Raw genomic sequence first — 21,570 nt, 5'->3', positions numbered from 1 at the left:
TTAAATTGATAGTTTATAGGGTAACAACCCGCACCCTAAAGGGTGGGGCTATACAGACAAAGCCTGCCTACGCAGGCTCAAGAATAAAGCGGGTTTGTGACAACCGGATTTGATATGAAAAGTCGTTTTTATAGACTAGCCCGCGCAGGCGGGCTTCGTCCGTGGAGCCAGACCCTTCAGGGTGTGGGCGTTTCCTTCAATTAACCGATCGCCAAGGGTTTAGGACTCGCGGTGAGTTCATTCACTCGCCCTAAAATTGCTTTTGCCGCTTGCCGTCCCGAAAGGGTTGCCCCTTCCATACTGTCAATATAATCCTGTTGGGTATAGCTTCCAGCTAGGAAGAAATTCCCCACGGGAGTCTGTTGTGCGGGGCGATAGGGGTCCATCCCTGGCGCTTCGCGATAGAGGGATTGCGCCAACTTAACCACACTGTACCAGGTCATATTCAAGTCTCGCGACGAGGGGAATAGCTTATGCACCTGATTGAGCACATGATTGGCGATCGCCTCGTTACTCTGCTTGATGAACGGATCTCCCGGCGTCAACACCAATTGCATTAACGAACCCTCCCCTTGGCGATAATAATCCGAGGGCGAAGTCAAGGCTAAATCTGCAAAACAAGAAAAGTCTGCATCCGGGGTATAAAGCAGATTGTCAATGCCTGCTGCTTCCTCCACCTGCTGACGCTTCGCCGGATCATGCAATTCCGTTACCCACCCATCAAAGCGCAATTGCACCGTAGCCACGGGTACCGCGTCGAGTTTGTAGATATTATCGAACTCCGGCCATTTGCGCCATGCCGGGGGTAAGACTTTCTGAATGCCGGGGATATCACAGGCGAAGACATAAGCATCAGCGGTGATGGTTTCTTCTGTTTCCCCTTGCGCCACAATCAATCCCGTGACTTCCGTTTCCCCAGTCTCTTCTGAAAAGAGAATTTCCCGGACCCGTCTGCGGGTATGGATTTTAGCGCCTCTGGCTTCTAAATATTTAATAATCGGTTGATGGAGGTAGGTATCGGGGGACCCTTCTAACATCCGCAGGACCGAAGCTTCCGTTTTTGCAGCAAAAAACTGGAAAATGGTGAGCATACAGCGGGCGGAAATGTTTTCCGTGTCGATAAAACCCAAGGCGTAGGCGATCGGGTTCCACATCCGCTTGAGACTACCATTAGAACCGCCATGTTTGCGGAACCAGTCGGCGAAGCTGATGCGATCGAGGTTGCGAATCGTGTTCATCGCGCCATCGAAGTCCACTAAACCCCGGACAATGGGGCTAGTACCGAGGGCGATCGCATTCGTGAGTTTATCGGATACCGAGAGTTGAGAAGTCGTGAAAAAGGCTTTTAAACCGTTGAAGGGTGCGCCGGTAATAAACCGAAAATCCAGTTCCCCGGTTTTGCCACCCTCGTTGACAAAGATATGAGTATGGTCTTTTAGGCGCAAGCTGTCGATTGCACCAACTTTTTTCATTAAGTCGAAAAGGTTGTAATAGCAGCCGAAAAAGACGTGCAATCCCATTTCGAGGTGATTGCCTTCGGCATCTACCCAACTGCCGACTTTCCCGCCGACAAAGGGACGAGACTCGAAGATTTCCACTTCGTGACCCGCATCAACTAACTCAATGGCGGTGGACATTCCGGCTAGTCCCGCCCCTGCGATCGCTACCCGCATTCTGCCTTTCCTGTAATGGTTCTTTACAGATTGTAATATAAGTCGCGATCGCTGTACCATCCCAGATCAGGTTGCGAGGTGATGGCGATTTGGGCCCAGGCGTCTATAAAAAACCCGCACCCTGAAGGGTGCGGGTTTTTATTGTGCAAACTTAATGGCGGGCGGAACCTTCTTGACGCGCTGCCTGTTGCACTGCTGCCGAGACGGCGGTAACTACGCGATCGTCGAACACCGAGGGAATGATATTTTCCCGGCTGAGATCCGAGGGTTTAACCAAGGAGGCGATCGCCTTAGCGGCTTCCAAATACATGGTTTCGGTAATCGTATGGGCCCGACAATCGAGGGCGCCCCGGAAGATGCCAGGAAATGCCAAAACGTTGTTAATTTGGTTAGGATAATCGCTGCGTCCCGTGGCAATTACGGCGACATCATCCATGATTAATTCGGGTTGAATTTCCGGGATGGGATTTGCCATCGCAAAGACAATCCGATCCGGTGCCATCGATCGCACCATTTCCGGAGTTAATACTCCCGGGGCACTGACGCCGATAAACATATCCGTTCCTTTAATGGCATCGGCTAAACTGCCGCCTTTTTCTACAGCAAATTCCCGTTTTTCCTCGTTTAAATCAGTGCGATCGTGACTGAGGATGCCTTTGGAATCACACAAGATCATATAGCGTGCACCAGCTTGGCGTAATAAGCGGGCGATCGCCACCCCTGCGGCCCCCGCCCCATTCATGACGATCCGGATATCTTCCATCGCTTTACCCACTAATTTCAAGGCATTGATAGAGGCGGCGAGGGTAACGATCGCCGTTCCATGTTGATCATCATGAAACACGGGAATATCCAATTCCCGGCGCAATCGTGCTTCAATCTCAAAACAGCGGGGGGAACTAATATCTTCTAAATTTACCCCCCCAAATACTGTAGCAATCCGTTTTACGGTTTCTACAATTTCGTCACTATCTTGGGTATTCAAACAAATGGGAAATGCATCAATTCCCGCAAATGCTTTAAATAACATCGCCTTGCCTTCCATGACTGGAAGTGCACCACCGGGACCCAAATTTCCTAAGCCTAACACTGCTGACCCATCAGTGACGATCGCTACCGTATTTTGCTTGATGGTCAGATTGTAGAGTTGTTCAGGATTGGTGGCGATTTCCATACAAATTCGCCCCACTCCGGGGGTGTATGCCATCGCTAAATCGGCTTGAGTTTTTAGAGCAATTTTATTTTCAATGCTAATTTTTCCGCCCCGATGCAGGTTAAAAGTGCGATCGTAAACGTTAAGCACTTTAATGTCTGAGATGCCCTTGATTTTTTGGACAATCTCTTCGGCGTGTTCCGTACTAGAAGCATCGACGGTAATATCCCGAGTTGTATGAGCACGGGTTTGTTCGATCAAGTCGATTTGGCCGAGATTCCCCCCCACGGAGGCGATCGCCTGGGTCACGGTTGCCAGGGTTCCGGCTCGGTTGAGAAGTTGCAAGCGAATCGTTACACTAAAGCTAGAATTGGGTGTTAATGCGACCATCTTACTGCTGTTGTCCTCCAACAATTCACCAAACCTCTTAGACGCTCCGTCGCGCCTGCTGTGGTTTTTTCCATCAAGGTTTATATTTTACCCTGATTTGCTCCTCGATTACGTCAGCAAAACTCTAAATTATGGCCTAAATTTGATAATTCCCAAACCCCCGCTCTTCTCAGGTTTTAAGAAAAAATATTAAGTATTTCTATGGAACAATAATAAATGTTAAAATTTTGATGGTATTTTCCCGCGCCATCCCTACTGCCACACCCGAAAAAAATCCGCAACAACAGGTAGAACTATTTCCGTAATGCTCGGCGATTTTAAAACCTCGACATAGCATTAAATTCCTAGGACCAAAAACCCGGTTTCTTGACTAAATTTCTGCTAATTCGTCACCACTTGGTTCCCCAAACCGGGTTTCTAACCTCTACGGATGGGTTTTCAGGCTGAGGCTTTCTTCACCGCACTCAACCCATCTCCCACCTCACTCTTCTCACGAATCATTACCCCCAACCATTGCGTTTTCATCCTCCCTTGATATTACGGGAGCAACCACAGTCGCCGGTAGCCACAGGGTAAATTGAGACCCCTGACCTAACTCGCTTTCAACCTTAATATCTCCCCCCATCATTTGACAGAATTTCTGGGTAATCGTCAAGCCCAAACCCGTCCCTCCATATTTGCGCGTCGTCGATGCATCGGCTTGGGTAAAGGGTTTAAACACTTGCTCCAACTGTTCCCGAGTCATACCAATCCCGGTATCTTTAACGCGGAAGAAAATCCATTCTTGACCTTCCACTTCATAAGGGGAACGGTCTTGGAGCGAGGAATTTTCCCCTTTTAATGGTTTTTCTAGGGTGCGCCTCACCCGGAGTTCAATCTGACCTTGTTTCGTAAATTTAGCCGCATTGCTCATTAAATTGAGCAGCATTTGACGCACCTTGGTAATATCAGCATGAAATGGGCCGATATCTTCCGGGCATTCAATCGCTAACTGATTGCCATTTTTATCAATTAAGGGTTGAATGGTGGTGACTACTTCCCAAATTAGGGTATCAATGGCAAAATTTTCTAATTCCAAACTCATTCGACCCGCTTCAATCTTAGAAAGGTCGAGAATATCACTAATTAAGGAAAGTAACTGCTTCCCTGCGCCGTGAATTTTTTGCAGGTCAGGAATGAAATCAGATTGACCCAAATCTTCCGCATCTTCCTGGAGAATTTCGCTGTAGCCGATGATGGCATTGAGGGGGGTGCGCAGTTCGTGACTCATATTCGCCAGAAAGGCACTCTTGGCTAGGTTCGCTGCTTCTGCTGCTTCTTTCGCCTTGCGGAATTCGTCGGCGCGTTTGCGTTCGGTGTTGTCACTGACCATTGTCAGTAGACAGGGTTCTCCCTCCAGATCAATGGGTTCAATGGACAGCAGTGCATCGCGAATTTCTCCCGATTGGGTGCGAAACTGGAGTTCAAGGTCACGGATTGAGCCAAATTGCTCTAATTTACTGAGAACTTGGTTAAGGTAATCTCCTTGATGTACCCAGACATCGAGTTCTTCCCAGGTTTTGCCGATCGCTTCTGCCGGAGAATATCCCAGCAGGTGTAAAAAGGTGTGATTCACATCCACAAACCGGCCTTGATCTCGGGTAGTGATGCTGATGCCCAGGGGGCTGGCTTGAAAGGCTTTCGAGAAGCGTTCCTCACTGGCGCGTAAGGCGGCTTCGGCCCGAATCCGAGGGGTGATATCTTGAACTGTAGCCGTAATCCGAAACAAACTAATTTCGCACTGTTCATGAACGATGCGATCTTCCCCATCCCGGCGCACGAGTCGATATTCCAAGGAGTAGGGTTGATCCTGAGTGATGGCGTTTTTAAATGCTTTGCGGACTTCGGTGCGATCGCTCGGATGCACGTATTTCAGAAACTGTTCGTGACTGGGCACAAAGCTGTGAGGTTCTTCTCCCAGAATCCGATAAATTTCATCGGACCAATGGAGCACTTTGCGATCGCGGTCTAAATCCCAGTTGCCCACCTGAGCGATCCGTTGAGCATTATTCAGCCTTTCTTCCCCTTGGCGAAGCAACTCTTCAGCTTGTCGCCTTCTAGCCATGACTGCTGCAAAGATCAAGGCTGTGCCCGCCACCACTCCCATAAAGATTTGCAGGGAGAAAATGGCCTGTTCAACATTACTGGCGTGTTTGAGAAAGGGTCCACTTTTTCGGGCTACTCCCCAAATTGCCATACTCGCTACTAACAGGTTCGCCAGTACCGTCCCGCGTAATTCAAAGCGCAGGGCCACCCACATCACCAGGGGAAAGGGTAAATATTCTAGGGGATAGTCTGCAATATAAACCCGAGTTCGCGAACAAAACACCAGCCAACTGATCGCCAGCAGCAAGATTGATAAGACGATGATTTCTACGATTTTGGCAAGTAAGACCCACCCTCTCGATTTGATATTAATCTTACGGAATCGGCTCCAGGTCAATGGGATTGGGGCAATTAACAATACTCCCATTGCATCTTCTAACCACCACATTTCCCACTGGGCCGCCGCCTCCGCCCAGGTTTGCAGTCCACCTAGGGTAACCAGCACTACAGACACCGTAGCGTTAATTAGGGTCGAAAGGATTGCGCCGATGCCGATGAATGCCCCCACATCCCGCAGCCTTTCCAGGGCCGGATCAAACTCAACCTTTCGCAGGAGGTGCGTTCCTACTATGGCTTGAACAACGCAGGCGATCGCCCCAACACCCGCTACCCAGTAGGGTAATCCCTGGGATTGTGCAAATAAAAACGCCCCGATTGCCACTCCGGGCCACACTTTCACCCCACATAACACCAGTCCCCCTAAGGCAACTCCCGCCGGGGGTCCAAACGGTAATAGATTTTGATCCAATCCTGGAATCCATCTCGCTAACATAGCCGCGATCAAGTAACTTGCCGCCAGTATGCCTATGGGTATCAAGTATTGCCAGAACCGTCCCTGGGTCCGAATCATAAGTTTTCGATTCAAGGGGTGAGTAGAGAGGGGAAAAAACAAACGCTAACTGACGAGAACTAGGGATGAAAGCCGCCAGACTGGAGCGGGCGGATAGGCAGTGCATCGCCCGCTTTAAACCGCCCCCTTCAAGGTTATGATAGCCGATTTAGGTAATAGAATTCAGATCATTCTATAGCGCATCTTGCAGCAGTCTGAGCCGCGAATTGATCCGGGGGAGCATCTTGCTCCCGCTCCGCAGTAGGCAGCAAGATGCTTCCACTCCGGTGGAGAATTGTTCCATTCAGTTAGACTTGGAATATTCAGGCTAACAAACCTTAATTCTTTCTGACAAAAACTTTCTACCCTTAGACTGGCGCTCTTCAGGCTAACAAACTTTAATTCTCCCTGACAACAACTTTTAACTTTTCTGGACTCCGGGTCAATCCTCACTGTACTCTGACTGACTCATTAAACCTCTTGCATAAATCTCTTAAGCGGATTGGCGTTAATAAGGGGGGGAAAGGGGGATGAAGCGGGAATGAAAGCAAGAGGTCTATTCGGCCCCTTACTCCCCCGCCTCCCTAGGGTCCCGAGCATGGACTTCCTGGGGTCCAGGTAAACCTGATCCTAATATTCCCTCGCTTCGTTACTTTGGAACCTGTCTCTTTTTAAGAATTTTTTGGTTCCTATTTAACCGTCCAGAGTTCAAATTTGGGTAGGGATTTATCCCCCAAAATTTAACTTTTAAAATTTCACACTCTCTCAAATTCCCTTTCTCATCTCTATGGCTGAAATTGCTCCGTTTTGAGCGGCCTTAGATCATCCCCGGTGATAGTTTTGAGTCGAAGACTTCCCGGGGAGCCTTGGGGGCAAATCACGCCCTGAGCCGATCGATATCACCGGAGCAGAAGGGATGCGATCGCAGTCAAAGCTTTACATAAGGGCCATATTAGAATTGAAAATTAAAAATTTAATATCTTCAATCATGAACACTCAATCCTTGATTCCTCCCTGCAATCTTTCTGAACTATTCTTTCAAATTTATTGGTCAGGACGGCTCACCCAGGAGCACCGACAATCTCTCAGAGCGACCCTTTTAAAAGATAGTCTCAGCGAAGAAGAACAAAGCTCAATTAATCGCCTCATCTACGCTGTACGCCGGGGATGGTTAAAATTAGCGGACTAAATGGCCTTGAGCAATTTCCGGGTCTTCTGTTTCTGTCCCTTTTGGGCCTCCCATCCGCTTAAAAACAAGATATAAAATCTAAATAAAGTAAGGACGCGTGGTTATCACAGGTAATCAGTTTTACGGGGGATGTCACCACTCACCCCTCACTCGATTTGTAGGGGAATATGTTAGGAATTAGTACAGTTTTAGATTTCCAGGAGAAGAAACCAGATTTCTGGCCCACAGAAAGTTACTGTTGAGGCAGAGATTTTCTCAAGCAACCCAGTTTCTAATCTGTGGTGGATGGAGGTTCTAGGGAATTACATCGGTTACCACATCACCCCCCGTCACCACAATACTTTGGTTCTGAAGTTTGCCCACTGCCTTGGGTCCAGTGACTGTAAATGGTGGGTTGGCTTGGCGATAAAAGACATTGCCCTCGGCTTGGAACTCTTCAGTAGGAATTACCCAAGTCATGCGATCGGCTTTGAATTCGGATGAGGGGCGATCGCGGACTCCGCTGACATTCCCCACTAAAGAGATGATGGAAGATGCGAGTTCCAGGGTGCCGCGATCGCCCATTAAGGTCAAGGTTTGCTTCGGATGGACGATGGTGACCCGACGTTCACTGGTGACGTTTTGAGCATCAATATTCCAGCGCATCAAGTCGCTGTTGATTGTGAGTGGGGGTTTACTCAAGGTAATCTGAACTTCTTGTTCCAGGGTCACAACATTTGTTTCCAGGTTCAGTTCACCGCGATCGCCCACTGCTTTATCACTAGCGGGACAATTTTGGGGATTTTCACACAGATAACGGTCGATTTGCACCGGGCGATCGCTGATGATTTGGTCCGTCTCCATCTGCCATACTACCGCCTCAGAACGCATCTGTAAGGCGGCGGGATTTTTTTGAGTTGTAGCCACGACATTCCCCAGCAGTTCCATGCGCTGGGCTTGACTTTTCAGCCTTGCTTCATTGGCGGTAATTTGCAGGTCCGGATGGGTACCGCTTACGTTATTCCGAACGATTAGTAAATCTTGTCCGGGTAACCATTCTAATTCCTGAGCACGGAGTACGGCTTGATTTTGGAGTTCAGTGGCAACAATCTGGTCCTGGAGAACAATTTTCGATCCGTCACCATGCACCTGGCCCGTTTTGGACTGGATCTTATAAACCAGTTGACCTTCCTGGAAGAGTTCTCCGGTTGGTGTCTCTAAATAAGTAATTTTCTGTTCATCATTATACCGAGCGGAGGGCGATCGCACTTTCCATACGATTTCCCCCTCCGCATTGGCTTGTTCCAGGGTCACATCGTTAAATGTTAACGCTTGATCCTGCCCTTCTTCTCCCTCGGTTCCAACTGGAGTATCACCCTTTTTAAAAAAGGAACAACTGGGTAAACCCAGTCCCAGTAAGGCGTATAAAAACAAAAGGAAAAAACCAGAATTTTTCACTTTTTAATAGGTAGTGTTGATGTCTCAATCCACCAGGATTTAGCGGTCTTCCACATCATCCATCATGCCAATACTAGAAAGGGGTCGGTAGGTATAGTTCGGTTGTCTTGGGGTTTTTTGGATATCTTCCTTGATGGATTCTAGATCAATATAGCGATCGGCCACGTTAATCAAACTATCGCTGGTCATGGAACGGAGGCTAACTACTTCCACTCTGACTCCCCGATAGCTCACCGCATCGACTGAATAAGCGAGGTCTCCATCCCCACTGACTAATACGGCAGTGTCATAAGAGCCGACTAATGCCATCATATCCACGGCGATTTCTACATCCAAATTTGCTTTTTTAGAGCCATCAGGAAGCTGCACTAAATCTTTCGAGATCACGCGATAACCATTGCGACGCATCCATAATAAAAATCCCTGTTGTTTTTCATTGGTGCGATCGACGCCGGTATAGAAAAAAGAACGCAGGAGTCGCGAACCGGCTGTTAAGCGACACAGCAGCTTGGTATAGTCGATTTCGATGCCCAACTGCAAAGCGGCATAAAACAAATTTGAGCCATCAATAAAAATGGCAACTCGACCGCGATTTTCTAAAACCTGTTCGGGGGTAAATATGTTGTTGTTTTCTGGATGATGATGCAACATGGTTGTTATTCCTCAGTTTTTTTTATCGGAAAATTGATTTTTCATATTATCTATGATAGAGGGAATCGCCCGGTTGTCACCTGAAGGTGGTGAACATCAGGCCATTGATGATATACCGGAACGGTGCCCTAACGCCCCGATCATCGTTTCTTTGGCAATGGGATGGGGACCCCTCTGTAACCCCACCCCCTATAATCGCTAATTCTACTCGCTCTTTTTGGGTGAACATTGGCGATCGCCCAACTATGAAGACGCTGGATTGCTCAACTCCAGGCGAGCAAATACGGGTTTAGCTTCTCCCAGCAGGCGATCGCTGCTGAGAATCCCCCAACTCGAATGAGTGGGAAAGTTCAGCGCACTGGCGATCGAGGTTTGGTCATTAAAATCAATCGAATACCCCAGTTGCTGATAAATCGCCGTGCTGATATTTGGAATGATCGCCGAGAGTAAGTACGCCGAGAGTCTCACGGATTCTAAAACAGCATAGAGCACTTGCTCAACGGCCTGCTGTTCCCCCTGCTTATAAAGTTTCCAGGGTGCCTGTTCGTCAATGTACTTGTTACAACTGCGCACCAAGGACAGAATTTCTTCACATCCTTGGCTAAATTGCAGGCCATCATAAGCACAGGTGACGCGATCGCCTAAAGTTACCCCCGCTGCTTTTAACCCATTGTGATCGCCAATTTCCTCGGGATTCACCTTCGGCACCTGACCTTGACAATATTTTTTCACCATGCCCAGGGTCCTATTTAGTAAATTCCCCAAGTCGTTGGCCAGATCTGCATTGAGAATATTGATAAATCGAGTTTCGTTAAAATCCCCGTCCCGTCCAAATTCAATTTCTTTCAGAAAGTAGTAACGCAGTGCATCAGATCCATACCGTTCCACTAAGTCTAACGGGTCAATAATATTACCCAAAGTTTTGCTAATTTTCTGACCGTCTTTGGTTAAAAACCCATGTCCAAACACCCCACCGGAAATGGGAACCCCTGCTGACATTAGCATAGCAGGCCAATACACTGCATGAAACCGCAAAATATCTTTACCAATCAAGTGCAGATTAATCGGCGACCATTTGGATAAGGCATTCTCCAGGGTTGGTTCTTCCTCGGGTTCTAGCAGGGCCGTCACATATCCCAATAGGGCATCAAACCACACATAAAGGGTCTGTTTTGGATCCACTGGCACCGGAAAACCCCAAGCCACATTGACGCGAGAAATAGAGAAATCTTGCAGTCCTTGTTGCACAAAGCTCAAGACTTCGTTGCGTCGCATCTCTGGGCGAATGAAGTCAGGACGCTCTTGATAAAGGGCCTCTAGCTGGGATTGGTATTTGGAAAGGCGAAAAAAGTAATTTTGCTCGTCCCGCCATTCAACTTCCCGGTTAGGATGCATCGGACAGCGATTGTCTTCTAGCAAGTCCCGTTTTTCTTTAAATTCTTCGCAAGCCACACAGTACCACCCCGTTTGCTGGCTTAAATAAATGTCATCATTGTCCCAGACACGCTGGAAAAATTCCTTAACGATCGCTCCATGACGGGGATTAGTGGTCCGACTAAACCTGTCGTAGGCAATATTCAGCTTTTGCCATAATCGGTCAAATCCGGCGGCAATTGTATCGCAGTGTTCTTGGGGCGATCGCCCCAATGCTTCTGCCGTCCGCTCTATTTTTTGCCCATGTTCATCGGTTCCGGTAATCAGCAGGACTGATTTCCCCCGAAGTCGCTCAAATCTCGCTACAACATCGGCGGCAATCGTGGTATAGGCGCTGCCAATGTGAGGCAAATCGTTCACATAGTAAAGCGGTGTTGTAATAGCAAATGTATTCTTACTGGTCTTGGTAGAGTTCATGGATTCGGTTAAAAACGACCCCCATTCTTTTATTTCGATGGTAACATGAGGGACGGCAAACTTCCATTCTACTCGACATTTCACCAAATTTTTACCACGATTCCGGGGTTGGACAGGGAGTTATGCCTCTAAGATATAAAGATTTTATAAAAATTGTTTCCATTTCTTGCTTAGATTTTTAAAGATTTTCTATAGATTATCCAGGAATGACACCCCCACGGCAGTCGATTCGGGAATAGGTTGTCCGGCGATCAACGGTTTTGAACTGCCCCGCGCTCATCCTTTTTTTATCAAAAAAGGAGAAAGATTGAACCCGCAAACCCCAGGGGTGCTGCCCTCTTTTACTCAAGTTTTAGAACCCCGGACCCGACTCCCTTGCTCCTGGGGTAATGACACCTTCTCCCGTCGCACCCAGTGGTTCCAGGGGGGAAACTTCTAGGGCATGGTGACCCCAAAACCTCAAAGCTTTGTTTCGCCTGGACCCTGACACAGCGGGTTAGTTCAGGACCCAGAATGGGGGGTTCAGGCTGCGAATTCGGGCAGTCTAAAAACTAATCAAACGGATTTTTACTTTATAATTGTTTACAAAACCTCTGACGAAACGTAAAGCTGCTGGGAAGTTCTAAAATTTCCCCAGGCTGTTAATCGATCGCGCCGGTGAAAATGTCATTAAAAGATAGGCCACTCCAAATTTCCCACGGGTTTCTCACGGCCTTTGGCACGCGCACCTTTCTCTACTACCGGGATCGCATTCCCCAAGAAGGTGCCGCGCTGATCGTGAGCAATCATCGCAGCTTTATGGATGCCCCCTTACTGATGGCCGGAACAGGTCGCTCAATCCACTTTGCCTGCCATCATTACATGGGCCAAGTCCCCCTGTTACGAGAATTTGTGACAGAGTTGGGCTGTTTGGTCTTAGAGGCATACGGCCCACAACAGCATCGCTTTTTTCGTCAAGGGAGCAAGCTGCTCCAACAACAAGCGGCGATCGGGGTCTTTCCCGAAGGCGCAACGCCAATGGTCCGGTTAACCCCTCCGTCAGAAGTTGGGGAGTTTCATCGCGGGTTCGCTCATTTAGCCTTGAGTGCCAAGGTGTCGGAACTGGCGATCGTGCCGGTGGCGATCGCTTCGATGGAAGAACAAGTGCTTTCCGGTCTCCCCGTTCGGATGTTGAGTCTATTTGACCCCACTGAACCTCATTTTCAACAAGACGGATTCCACCCTATGGTGATTTATCGTCGCGTTAATGTCCTCGTGGGTCGCCCCTCTTGGATTACTCAGGCGCAAAAACAGGGCTATCCTGGTAAATCGGGAAAACGGGTGGTGAATGAAATTACCGATCGCTGCCGCGAAGAAATTGCCGGTTTACTCCGGCAAGGCTGTTATTAAACGGGGTTGAAAAGGAAGAATTTTAGGGAAGAAAGATATGGGTTCACTAATGCACAATTTTAACGAGCGGTTTCATTTTTCAACCCCCTCGACTCTCCAACCTGACTTACCATTGTTTGTTTATTTACCGGGCATGGATGGAACCGGAGAACTCCTGCGCTCGCAAATTAATAAAGGTCTCTCTAACGCCTTTAATATCCAATGTCTTGCCATGCCTGCCCATGATTTATCCTCTTGGGACCAAATAACCGAAAAAGTCGTGGGTTTATTGCGATCGCAATTTCGTCGCACTCGCCCCGATATGGTTTATCTCTGTGGCGAGTCTTTTGGCGGTTGCTTGGCCCTGAAAATTGCCATTGATGCCCCAGAACTGTTCGATCGCCTGATTTTAATCAATCCCGCCTCTTGTTTTATGGGCCAAGCTTGGTTGCATTTTGGCTCCCACTTGACCGGATGGTTACCCCCCCCGATCTACGCCTTATCAGTCATGGGTTTATTACCCTTTTTAGCCTCCCTCGGTCGCATCGCCCGTTCGGAACGCAATGATTTGTTAGCGGCAATGCAGTCCGTTCCCCAGCCTACTAGCACTTGGCGCGTCAATTTACTCCGAGAGTTTGAAATGGACTCGCATGAGTTAAGTCGCATCCGTCAACCTGTGTTGGCGATCGCCAGTACCGACGATCGGCTATTACCCTCCGCTGCCGAAGCCACTCGTTTGGCCTATTGCATTCCCAACGCCAAACAAGTTTTATTACCTAATAGCGGTCATGCCTGTTTACTGGAAACTGATGTCAATCTTTACAAACTCCTTAAAGACCATGATTTTTTAACCCATCCCAAACCCATCAGCGCCGTCGCCTGAGATGGGAATCGGCCTCTTGACTTAAAGCCTAAAACTATGTTATTGTGATTAATCTGGGTCACTAGCTCAATGGTAGAGCATCGGACTCTTAATCCGTTGGTTCGGGGTTCGAGCCCCCGGTGACCCATTTTTTATCCCCCGATTCATCCGGCTGATCTCCCCACCTGAAAAAGGTTGATCTCTAGGCTTTATTCCCTACCCTACACAGCTTTTAAAAACCAGGCATCCTCAAGGATGCCTGGTTTTTAAGGAATTTTTCAGGTTGTTGAAGCCCTTTGACCTCAATCAATCAAAAATTGCCTAAACAACCGGCAGAGTTTAACTGAATAAAAACCGAAAAAGTTTTAAAGCCCCGTTTGCAGTCAAAGCAGACCACCGAAATGTTATCAAATCCCCCCTTTAACTACAGCTTGAAGATATTAATCAATAACTTCCAGCCATCCCCGCTTAATCGCGTGGGAGAGGCGATGGAGGGCCGCCCGGTCTTCTTCGTTAAGTCGAGTTACTAATCCCACATTAATGAGTTGAGTGTGTTCATACCGGGTAATATAACCGGCTTTCCAGGCTTGAAAAAATACGTCTGAAATTCTGGATTGATAAAGCATAGCGTGAACTGGCATCACGACCAATAAAAAGTGATCCTTAGACTATTACCTAAAACTAGGGAATATCCAGTGATCTAAAGAAAAATCAGCGGTGATGTTCATCGAGATTTGGGGTGATTTATATCACAAGTGAACTCACCCTGTGCAGGGCAAAAGAGGCGCGATCGCCGCCCCCTATTTTAACTCCTAAAATTCACGAATTTAGTGCATGATTAATCACCCTGAATGAGAGACAGAAGCGTTGATCCCCGACTCAGCGAGACTGAATCGTGAGGACTTGGGGTGGGGTGGCATCCGGGGGATAAATCAAATCTACCTCTACCAGACGGCGACTGCCCGGGGGCATTTCCAAGGTCACCAAGGGTTCCCCAATTTGTCCCCGACGCTGCACTAAATGCCAATAGCGCGTGGTCGGTACGTCCAAATCATTGGTATAGCGAACCCGCACCGTTCCTCGAAAAAATACCTGGGGTCCTGGCGGTTCTAAAAAGCGTAACCCTTGTTGAGTTAAAGTCTCTTCTTTTAACGCCGTCTGTAAACTCACGGTCACGGTTTCTGTGGCATTCGTTTCATTAATTAGGGGTAAACGTAAACGGTATTCTAAGGCATAATTCCCATGAGCAGAATAGGCCGTATCTGGGTAACGCACCAACATGGGCGCACTTTGGGATTGATCCGTTCCCATTTGTCCTCCGGGTAAGGTAGCGATCGCATAAGAAAAGCTTTTTCCCGAGGGAGGAATACTCAATCCTTGAATATCCGGGCGATCGACCACTTGACCCACCCAACTAGACCCCTGGGACACCCCAGCGACTCGCCCGTAGATTCTTTGGCCCTCGGTTTGGTCTGGGGGAGTGGGAGTGCGATCGCGCGGCGTTGCCACATCTGCCGTCTGTAAAAGCTGCTGCCATTCTTCCAGAGTCGGTGCTCGCTCATTCCCATTGGCATCCTGCCGCGCATACATCGCCAAACTCGCCACATACACCCGTCCACTACTGGATAACCGCAGTAAGGTCGAACGACCATTCAGAGGCGGTTCTAAAGTACGGACTGGAATGGGAAGATTCATCAACATTTGACTCGACTGGGGCTCAATCACCAGTTGCGCGGGCCAGATATCTTGGCGTTGTCCCCGCAAGATTTCATTGGTCACTCGCCCCCCAGGTCCGGCGAAAACCTCCCCCAGAGGATTGGCGACTAAGGGCTGCAATTGCACAAACGGTGCATCGGGTTGAGAGAGATAACTTGCCCCCTGGAGGATATTCAGGGTAACGGGTTCATTGGTGGGATTATGGACAAGAATTCCCACATACATGGGGGTTAAATCAGCCAGTTCTCTGTCTCCAAACACATGATGAGCAAAGATATCAAAGCGACCTTGAAAGGGGAAGTTTAAATGGGCCGAGGGAACTGCTTTGCGATCGGGGGGGAAGGTGGAGAGTAAAATGCCTTCGCTGCCGATTTTTTCGGGACTGTTGCTATTAAACATCGGCACATTATCCAGGCCGCCCGGTAAGGGGCGAACTTCCTGGGGTTGGACAATTTCCTGCGGTTCTGGTGCAGGTTGAGCTTGAGCAATTAAGATGCTTGACAAGAGGGCAAGGATATGCATGGGGTGGATATTAGGGGGATGCGATCGGTTTTCTATTGTAGGGGAGGCAGCGCATAGAAGGGATCTAACTATAAAAAATTTTTTTTAGATTGGAGACACTTTAGTGTGGTTATGATAGCAGTCATGGAATCGAGAAATAGTCAGTTATAAAAATAAGCCTAAACATGAAACAGCAACCGATTCCCTGGGAGTCGATTCGCGATCGCGTTTTAGCCAACCCAGAAGTAAAAGCCGAATACGATGCTTTAGAGGATGAATTTGAAAGGGCTAATCGAGCGATCGCCATTAGAGCTTCTACCGGACTCAATCAGAGAGAATTTGCCGAACGAGTGGGCATGAAGCGATCTCAAATTGCCCAAATTGAATCGGGCAAGTCCATTCCGAAACTGGAAACCTTGGAAAAACTAGCGACGGCTGCGGGTTATGCCGGTGAAGTCAACTTTATTCCCCTTGTGGAGAACTTACAACCACGGGAACGGGAGTTCCTCACCCCCAGATTGCAGCAGGGTTCCGCCGATATTCCACAAAAGGAATAAACCCCTTGACATTCCGCCGAAAGAATAATAGAGTAGAAAGAGGTAAGCGCATGATGGCTTGGACATGGGAACTGTATCAGGATGCAACTGGGGATATCCCTAAAGATCTGCTGGCATTCTTTATCAGACTGATGCCAGAAGACGAACAGCCCCCAAAACCGCCCCAGCCGGTGTTGAGCCCATCGGAAACTAAGAGACTTCAGGTTAATCTCAGATATTTGTGTGATAAAGGTCTGGCATCGTTAGCCAGTGATATTTTCGACAAGCTAGAGGATGAGCTATATGAGTTCAAGATGACAAAAAGCGAACACAATCCTCGGTTTATCCTGACACCGGAAACACCGCAACGGTTCATCGTGCTTCACGCTTTTATGAAGAAATATGACGGAGGGATTCGCGATCGCGATATAGAACCCGCCAGACAAAGATTGCGCGATTTAAGGAGTAGATAAAAACAATGACGCACTACAACTTTCAAAACTGGCTCAATCAAAAAATCAGTGACGATCCCGAGGTAATCTTAGCCGGAAAACTGGAGTATTTGCGGCTGTACCTGACCGATGCGATGCGCCAGTTGCGGGAAAAAGCCGGATTGACCCAGGCGCAACTCGCCGAAAAACTGGGAGTGCAGCAAGCGGCGGTATCCAAATTAGAATCAGCACTCAAAGATCGGAAATTAGAATCGGTTTTGCAGTACCTACATACCTTGGATGCAGAATTGCTGATGGCGGTAAAGCAGGGGGACGAAATCTATCAAGTCAGCGACAATGATGGGGTGATGCTGGTAGACGTACCGGAGGAAGTGGCACTCAAAGCAGCAGCAGAGGGGATGACATTGCGCGAGTACGTTCATGCTGCGATCAAAAATTTCTCCCCGAAAACTGTCTCTGGCATAGAATCATTTCTGAAAAGTGATGAAGAGGTAGCGGTAAGAGTACGGGAGAGGCTAGGAGGGAAATCGATTGAGGAAATAGCTAGAGAACTAGAAAAATGCTATAGCTTACCCAAAGAAGATCGCGTTATGGCTCTTACGACTTTCTTGGGAGGAGGCGTAAATGCAGTAGGCGCTACCCGTTCTTCAACCGACCCACGCTCTATAACGGAAATGTCTGATAAAAGGGAACTCTTAAACCTAGCGAAAAATTTAGAGAAAAAGTTGGACGAAATTGTGAATTTATATCCATAGCCAACTTTAATTTAAACAGGAGACAAATGAAATCAGAATTGGTCAGAGCGAATAAACCTTACCTCTCTTTACCAGCTTTTCTTAGCTTGCCTGTAGAAGAGGCATTCCAGTGGATAGCCAAAACCCTTGAAGAACGACATAGCGTCATATCTTATCAAGAAGATGTAGATATTTGGTATAGGAGGCGTGCCTATCTCCAAGTTTCTCAGGCAGTTGCTCATAAGCGAGCAGGAGAATTTGATGTTGCTTTAGAAATTTACGATCGCCTCTTTCAGGAAATGCCGACTTGGGCGGCTCTTTATAGCAGCGTATATAAAGTTTTGGCTCCAGCGGGTAAGCTCAAAGAGGCTGAACTTGCCATTCAAGTCAATGCGCTACTGTTGTCAATCAAATATGCACTGTATGATAGTGAACTCTGGGTTACAGACCATGATTTGGATCTAAACCCAGATAATCCTTACAGTGTCTTAGCATTTTGGCCCGCCCAAGATCCGTCTGTATTAAAACATTTGGGAGCTATGATGATGCTGAAACAGCAAACCCTCACCCCAAGAGCAGCTAAAGCTTATTTGAATTCAATTCAGGGATGGGGTTCTACCGCAGGAGAGCCTGATGAAGAAATTTTGCGCGATCAAGGCAAAGAAGTCTTGTTGGAATTGCCCTGGGTTACTCTTTCAGCGGTAGATACTCCCGATTCCTTTGTCAGAAAATCGCTGGTTAAAATGAAAAATGATATGGTAGCAATCTTGGGAAAACAATTCTTTTTAACCGATTAATTTGTCTGTCGGTTTTATTGACCACCAGTCCAATCATTGATTTTTAATAATTTACATCCGAATCTTAATAATGATGAATCAGGACCGCAAAAATGATTATCTAAAACTGATTAAATCTCTTCTGGAGTCACCCGGGAAAGAAGCAGAGATTTTGAAAGGCAACAAACACCTGTTAGACTCGGGCTTGTTACAAGTGATAGAAGAAGTCGCGGATGGATTACTAGAATCTGGGGATTTGGAGACCCATAATCAACTTCAAGGATTATATTCAAAGATAGCTAATATTGTCAGTAAATTATCTGCTAATAGCATAAGTGATGAATCGAAACAAATAATTCAAGAAGCCTTAACAGCTTCCCGGCAGAGTAGCTTAGATAGCACTGCCCTCTACCAAGTTTTACAAAAACACTTAGCAAAATTAACGGAAAATTTTGCCAAAGATTTGCGGCAATGGGTGAAAATTAATGTAGTAGACTGTTCGGACCCAACAAAAGCCAAAGAAATGGCGAATGCCATTCATTATTTTAGCGTAGTGATTGGCAATTTCCCCTTGGGGAGTAGAGCAAGCAATATAGAAATTGCAATTGCCGGTCAAGAAAGCATTTTAGATTTTTATACTCTTGAAAATTTTCCATTGGCCTGGGCTATGGTTCACCTTAATTTGGGGGATAATTACAGCGAGCGTATCCGTGGCAACCCGACAGAAAACTTTGAAATTTCTATTAAAGCCCTGAAAAAGGCTTTGCAAGTTTTTACTCGTGAAAAATTCCCTGAATTATGGGCTGGCACTCAAAATAATCTAGGAGAATCTTATAGAAAACTTAGTGCAGGTAATCGCGCCGAAAATCTAGAGCAAGCTATAACCTGCTACAACAATGCGTTGCAGGTGCGTACTAAAAACACTGAGCCCGAAGAATGGGCTAGGGTGCAACATAACCTGGGACTCGCTTATAAAGAGAGAATTAAAGGCGATCGCGCCACCAATCTGGAGGAAGCCATTACTTGCTTCCATAATGGCTTATTATTTCGGACCTATGAAGCTCTTCCACAAAAGTGGGCAATGACTCAAAATGCGTTGGGAGATGCCTACTTAGATCGAATCATGGGCAATCCAGTCGAGAATGTTGAATTAGCAATTGAGTGCTTGAAGAATGCCCAAAAGGTGCGGACTCGTCAAGCGATGCCAGAAAAATGGGCAATGGCAGAACATAATCTGGGAAAAGCTTATATCTCGCGGGTTCGAGGATTGCAATCTCAAAATGTAGAACAAGCCATCAAATACTACATAAGCGCTTTAGAAGTTCGTACCCGAGAGGCATTTCCAGTTAAATGGGCTATGACCCTACATAATCTAGGAAATGCTTATTTGAGCAACGTCTGGACCGATAGAACGGAGAATATAGAAAAAGCGATCGCCTGCTATCAAAATGCTTTACAGGTTCGGACTCGCGAAACATTCCCGCATTTGTGGGCAAATACTCAGAGCAGTTTGGGAGATGCCTATAGTCAGCGCCGTATGGGAGATAAATGGCGCAATCAAGAATTAGCGATTCAGTGCTATAACAATGCCTTACAGGTTCATACTGAGGAAAATTTTCCCCGAGATTGGGCAGGAGTTCATTTTAGCTTAGGTCTACTTCATGCCAGTGTTCTTAAAGGAAATCCAGAATGGAATCTACAGCAAGCCATTCAATATTACCAAGACAGCTTACGAGTGTATCAAAAAGACACGCTTCCAGAATCCTGGGCCAGCACTCAGCAATATCTTGGTCTTGCGTATAAACAACAGAAAAAAATATCAGAGGCTATTGAGTGCTTTCAATTAGCGTTAGCGATTTATCAGCCTACGACTTTTCCCTCGCGCTGTGTTGATTGCGGGCGTCAACTTGGCGATATAGCTAAGGACGCAGGGCGGTGGGCTGATGCAATTCAAGGTTATGGTGCTGCTATTGATGCAATTGAGCAGCTTCGGACTTGGATCGGTTCTGAATCTGATCGCCAAGCTCTGGTCGAATCATACAGCGACCTTTACAAATTGGCAGTCGAAGCCTGTATCAAAAACGAACAGTTAGACAAAGCATTTGAATATGTAGAGCGTTCCCGTTCTAAGCGCCTGGTGGATTTGATGGCAAGCCATAGTTTTAGCCAAGAGGAAGCCGTTTCACCAGAAGTTAATCAATTATTACTAAAATTTGACGCTATCCGAAAGCAAATAGATGAAATAGGTTTGATTAATGAGAGTGAATCAACCGAGATCGGGAAAATTTCAGATCGAAAAGTGATGACTCGGGCACTTTTACAACAATCTAACGAAGCTATCAAATTTTTAGAAACCCAAAAACAAAAAGTTTGGGAAGAAATCCGTAAATTAGATCCAGTGTTAGCTGGAGAAGTGCAGGTAGAATCTCTGGATATTTGTAGTTTGCAACGACTGATCGAGACACCCAACACTGCAATTCTCAGTTTTTATACGACTTTTCAAGATACCTACATTTTTGTCATCAAACAGGATAATATTTCGTGCCACACTTGTAAAGGTGAAGGACTTTTAACTGGACAAGGATGGTGGGTTGATCCCCAAGAAGCCGAAGCTGGACCGAAACAAGAAAATTTCGCGGTTATGAGACCTAACGAACAAGGCGAACTAACTCTGCAAAATTGGATTGGTCAAAACTGGGTAGTGCCGTATCAGTATGCCAGGGAAGAATGGAAAGAGTCGCTCAGTTCGATTTTGAGTCAGATTGCCCAAAGGCTTCAACTGGATGAGTTGATTGATTTACATCTTCAAAGCATTGAAGAATTGATTATTGTCCCCTATTTGTATCTGCACCAGGTTCCTTTTGCCGCTTTGCCGCTCCAAGACGCACACCATAAGTATTTGGGTGACAAGTTTATTATTCGCTACGTTCCTAGCTGCCAAATTTTAAAGTTTTGTCAAGAACGGGAACCCTTAAGCGATAAGCTGGCTTATGGCACTGTAGAAAATGCAACGGAAGATTTAGCTTGTGCCAGCTTTGAAGGAGAAGAAATTTCCAAACTCTACGAAATTCCTGACAGTCTTCGTTTAAGAGGTGGGAACCAAGCTACGGTTAGTCAATATCGAGAACTCGCTAAACAAGTCCAAGTCCTACATTGCAGCCACCATGCTCAGTTACGGATTGATCGCCCCTTGGAATCCAAGCTAGTTCTCAGCGATGGGAGTATTACATTCAGGGTAAGCTCATCTAATTTGGTATAAATTGTACTTGACAAGGAGAAATTATAGAGTTAGAGCACAGCCGTCTGG

At 47.0% G+C, this 21,570-nt stretch carries 16 protein-coding genes and 1 tRNA gene; 9 read left to right on the top strand and 8 right to left on the bottom strand.

All coding sequences use genetic code 11. The features are described from left to right. Window positions 1-200: 200 nt before the first annotated feature. From zds to NG792_RS24320, 3 genes are all read right to left on the bottom strand, one after another. Window positions 201-1,673, bottom strand: a complete 1,473-nt coding sequence (zds, locus tag NG792_RS24330; protein WP_261237102.1) for a 9,9'-di-cis-zeta-carotene desaturase — start codon at window positions 1,671-1,673, stop codon at window positions 201-203. A 151-nt stretch (window positions 1,674-1,824) separates the two neighbouring features. Further along, a complete protein-coding gene (locus NG792_RS24325) occupies window positions 1,825-3,216 on the bottom strand; it encodes a malic enzyme-like NAD(P)-binding protein (RefSeq protein WP_261237101.1) in 1,392 nt (463 codons plus the stop codon). 490 nt (window positions 3,217-3,706) lie between these two features. After that, window positions 3,707-6,211 (bottom strand): MASE1 domain-containing protein, encoded by a 2,505-nt coding sequence (locus tag NG792_RS24320; protein WP_261237100.1) that lies wholly within the window; start codon window positions 6,209-6,211, stop codon window positions 3,707-3,709. Window positions 6,212-7,178: 967 nt separating this feature from the next. Here NG792_RS24320 and NG792_RS24315 point away from each other — a divergent pair. Continuing rightward, a complete protein-coding gene (locus tag NG792_RS24315; RefSeq protein WP_261199192.1) occupies window positions 7,179-7,379 on the top strand; it encodes a hypothetical protein in 201 nt (66 codons plus the stop codon). Between the two features lie 294 nt (window positions 7,380-7,673). On the opposite strand, the gene lptC is transcribed toward NG792_RS24315, so the two are convergent. The 3 genes from lptC to metG form a co-directional block, all read right to left on the bottom strand. Continuing rightward, window positions 7,674-8,816, bottom strand: coding sequence for an LPS export ABC transporter periplasmic protein LptC (gene lptC / locus NG792_RS24310; RefSeq protein ID WP_261199191.1), 1,143 nt, complete (start codon window positions 8,814-8,816; stop codon window positions 7,674-7,676). Between the two features lie 39 nt (window positions 8,817-8,855). Beyond that, window positions 8,856-9,467, bottom strand: coding sequence for a LabA-like NYN domain-containing protein (locus NG792_RS24305; protein WP_015146666.1), 612 nt, complete (start codon window positions 9,465-9,467; stop codon window positions 8,856-8,858). A 243-nt stretch (window positions 9,468-9,710) separates the two neighbouring features. After that, window positions 9,711-11,318 carry a methionine--tRNA ligase gene (metG, locus tag NG792_RS24300; RefSeq protein WP_261237114.1) on the bottom strand — a complete coding sequence of 536 codons (1,608 nt, stop codon included), beginning with the start codon at window positions 11,316-11,318 and terminating at the stop codon, window positions 9,711-9,713. 663 nt (window positions 11,319-11,981) lie between these two features. Between metG and NG792_RS24295 the strand changes: the two genes are divergently transcribed. The 3 genes from NG792_RS24295 (at window position 11,982) to NG792_RS24285 (ending at window position 13,696) form a co-directional block, all read left to right on the top strand. Next, the gene (locus NG792_RS24295) at window positions 11,982-12,707 is read left to right on the top strand and encodes a lysophospholipid acyltransferase family protein (RefSeq protein ID WP_261199190.1); all 726 of its coding nucleotides are present in this window, start codon (window positions 11,982-11,984) and stop codon (window positions 12,705-12,707) included. 49 nt (window positions 12,708-12,756) lie between these two features. After that, window positions 12,757-13,569 carry an alpha/beta fold hydrolase gene (locus NG792_RS24290; RefSeq protein WP_261237099.1) on the top strand — a complete coding sequence of 271 codons (813 nt, stop codon included), beginning with the start codon at window positions 12,757-12,759 and terminating at the stop codon, window positions 13,567-13,569. A gap of 55 nt (window positions 13,570-13,624) precedes the next feature. After that, window positions 13,625-13,696 (top strand) — tRNA-Lys (locus NG792_RS24285). A 292-nt stretch (window positions 13,697-13,988) separates the two neighbouring features. Here the strand turns inward: NG792_RS24285 and NG792_RS24280 are convergent. Beyond that, window positions 13,989-14,189, bottom strand: coding sequence for a hypothetical protein (locus NG792_RS24280; protein WP_261199188.1), 201 nt, complete (start codon window positions 14,187-14,189; stop codon window positions 13,989-13,991). Window positions 14,190-14,427: 238 nt separating this feature from the next. Next, a complete protein-coding gene (locus tag NG792_RS24275; protein WP_435387613.1) occupies window positions 14,428-15,780 on the bottom strand; it encodes a DUF3370 domain-containing protein in 1,353 nt (450 codons plus the stop codon). A gap of 170 nt (window positions 15,781-15,950) precedes the next feature. Between NG792_RS24275 and NG792_RS24270 the strand changes: the two genes are divergently transcribed. The 5 genes from NG792_RS24270 (at window position 15,951) to NG792_RS24250 (ending at window position 21,522) form a co-directional block, all read left to right on the top strand. Further along, window positions 15,951-16,322: a helix-turn-helix domain-containing protein gene (locus NG792_RS24270; protein WP_261237097.1), complete on the top strand. Its 372-nt coding sequence runs from the start codon at window positions 15,951-15,953 to the stop codon at window positions 16,320-16,322. Window positions 16,323-16,372: 50 nt separating this feature from the next. Beyond that, window positions 16,373-16,774: a type II toxin-antitoxin system RelE/ParE family toxin gene (locus tag NG792_RS24265; protein WP_261237096.1), complete on the top strand. Its 402-nt coding sequence runs from the start codon at window positions 16,373-16,375 to the stop codon at window positions 16,772-16,774. Between the two features lie 5 nt (window positions 16,775-16,779). Then, window positions 16,780-17,508, top strand: a complete 729-nt coding sequence (locus tag NG792_RS24260; protein ID WP_261237095.1) for a helix-turn-helix domain-containing protein — start codon at window positions 16,780-16,782, stop codon at window positions 17,506-17,508. A 26-nt stretch (window positions 17,509-17,534) separates the two neighbouring features. After that, a complete protein-coding gene (locus NG792_RS24255; protein WP_261237094.1) occupies window positions 17,535-18,284 on the top strand; it encodes a hypothetical protein in 750 nt (249 codons plus the stop codon). A gap of 70 nt (window positions 18,285-18,354) precedes the next feature. After that, window positions 18,355-21,522, top strand: a complete 3,168-nt coding sequence (locus tag NG792_RS24250; RefSeq protein WP_261237093.1) for a CHAT domain-containing protein — start codon at window positions 18,355-18,357, stop codon at window positions 21,520-21,522. Window positions 21,523-21,570: the final 48 nt, after the last annotated feature.

Origin of the sequence: Laspinema olomoucense D3b, assembly GCF_025370785.1 — a bacterium.
Lineage (GTDB): Bacteria > Cyanobacteriota > Cyanobacteriia > Cyanobacteriales > Laspinemataceae > Laspinema > Laspinema olomoucense.
This window is presented reverse-complemented; position numbering and strand designations above follow the sequence as displayed.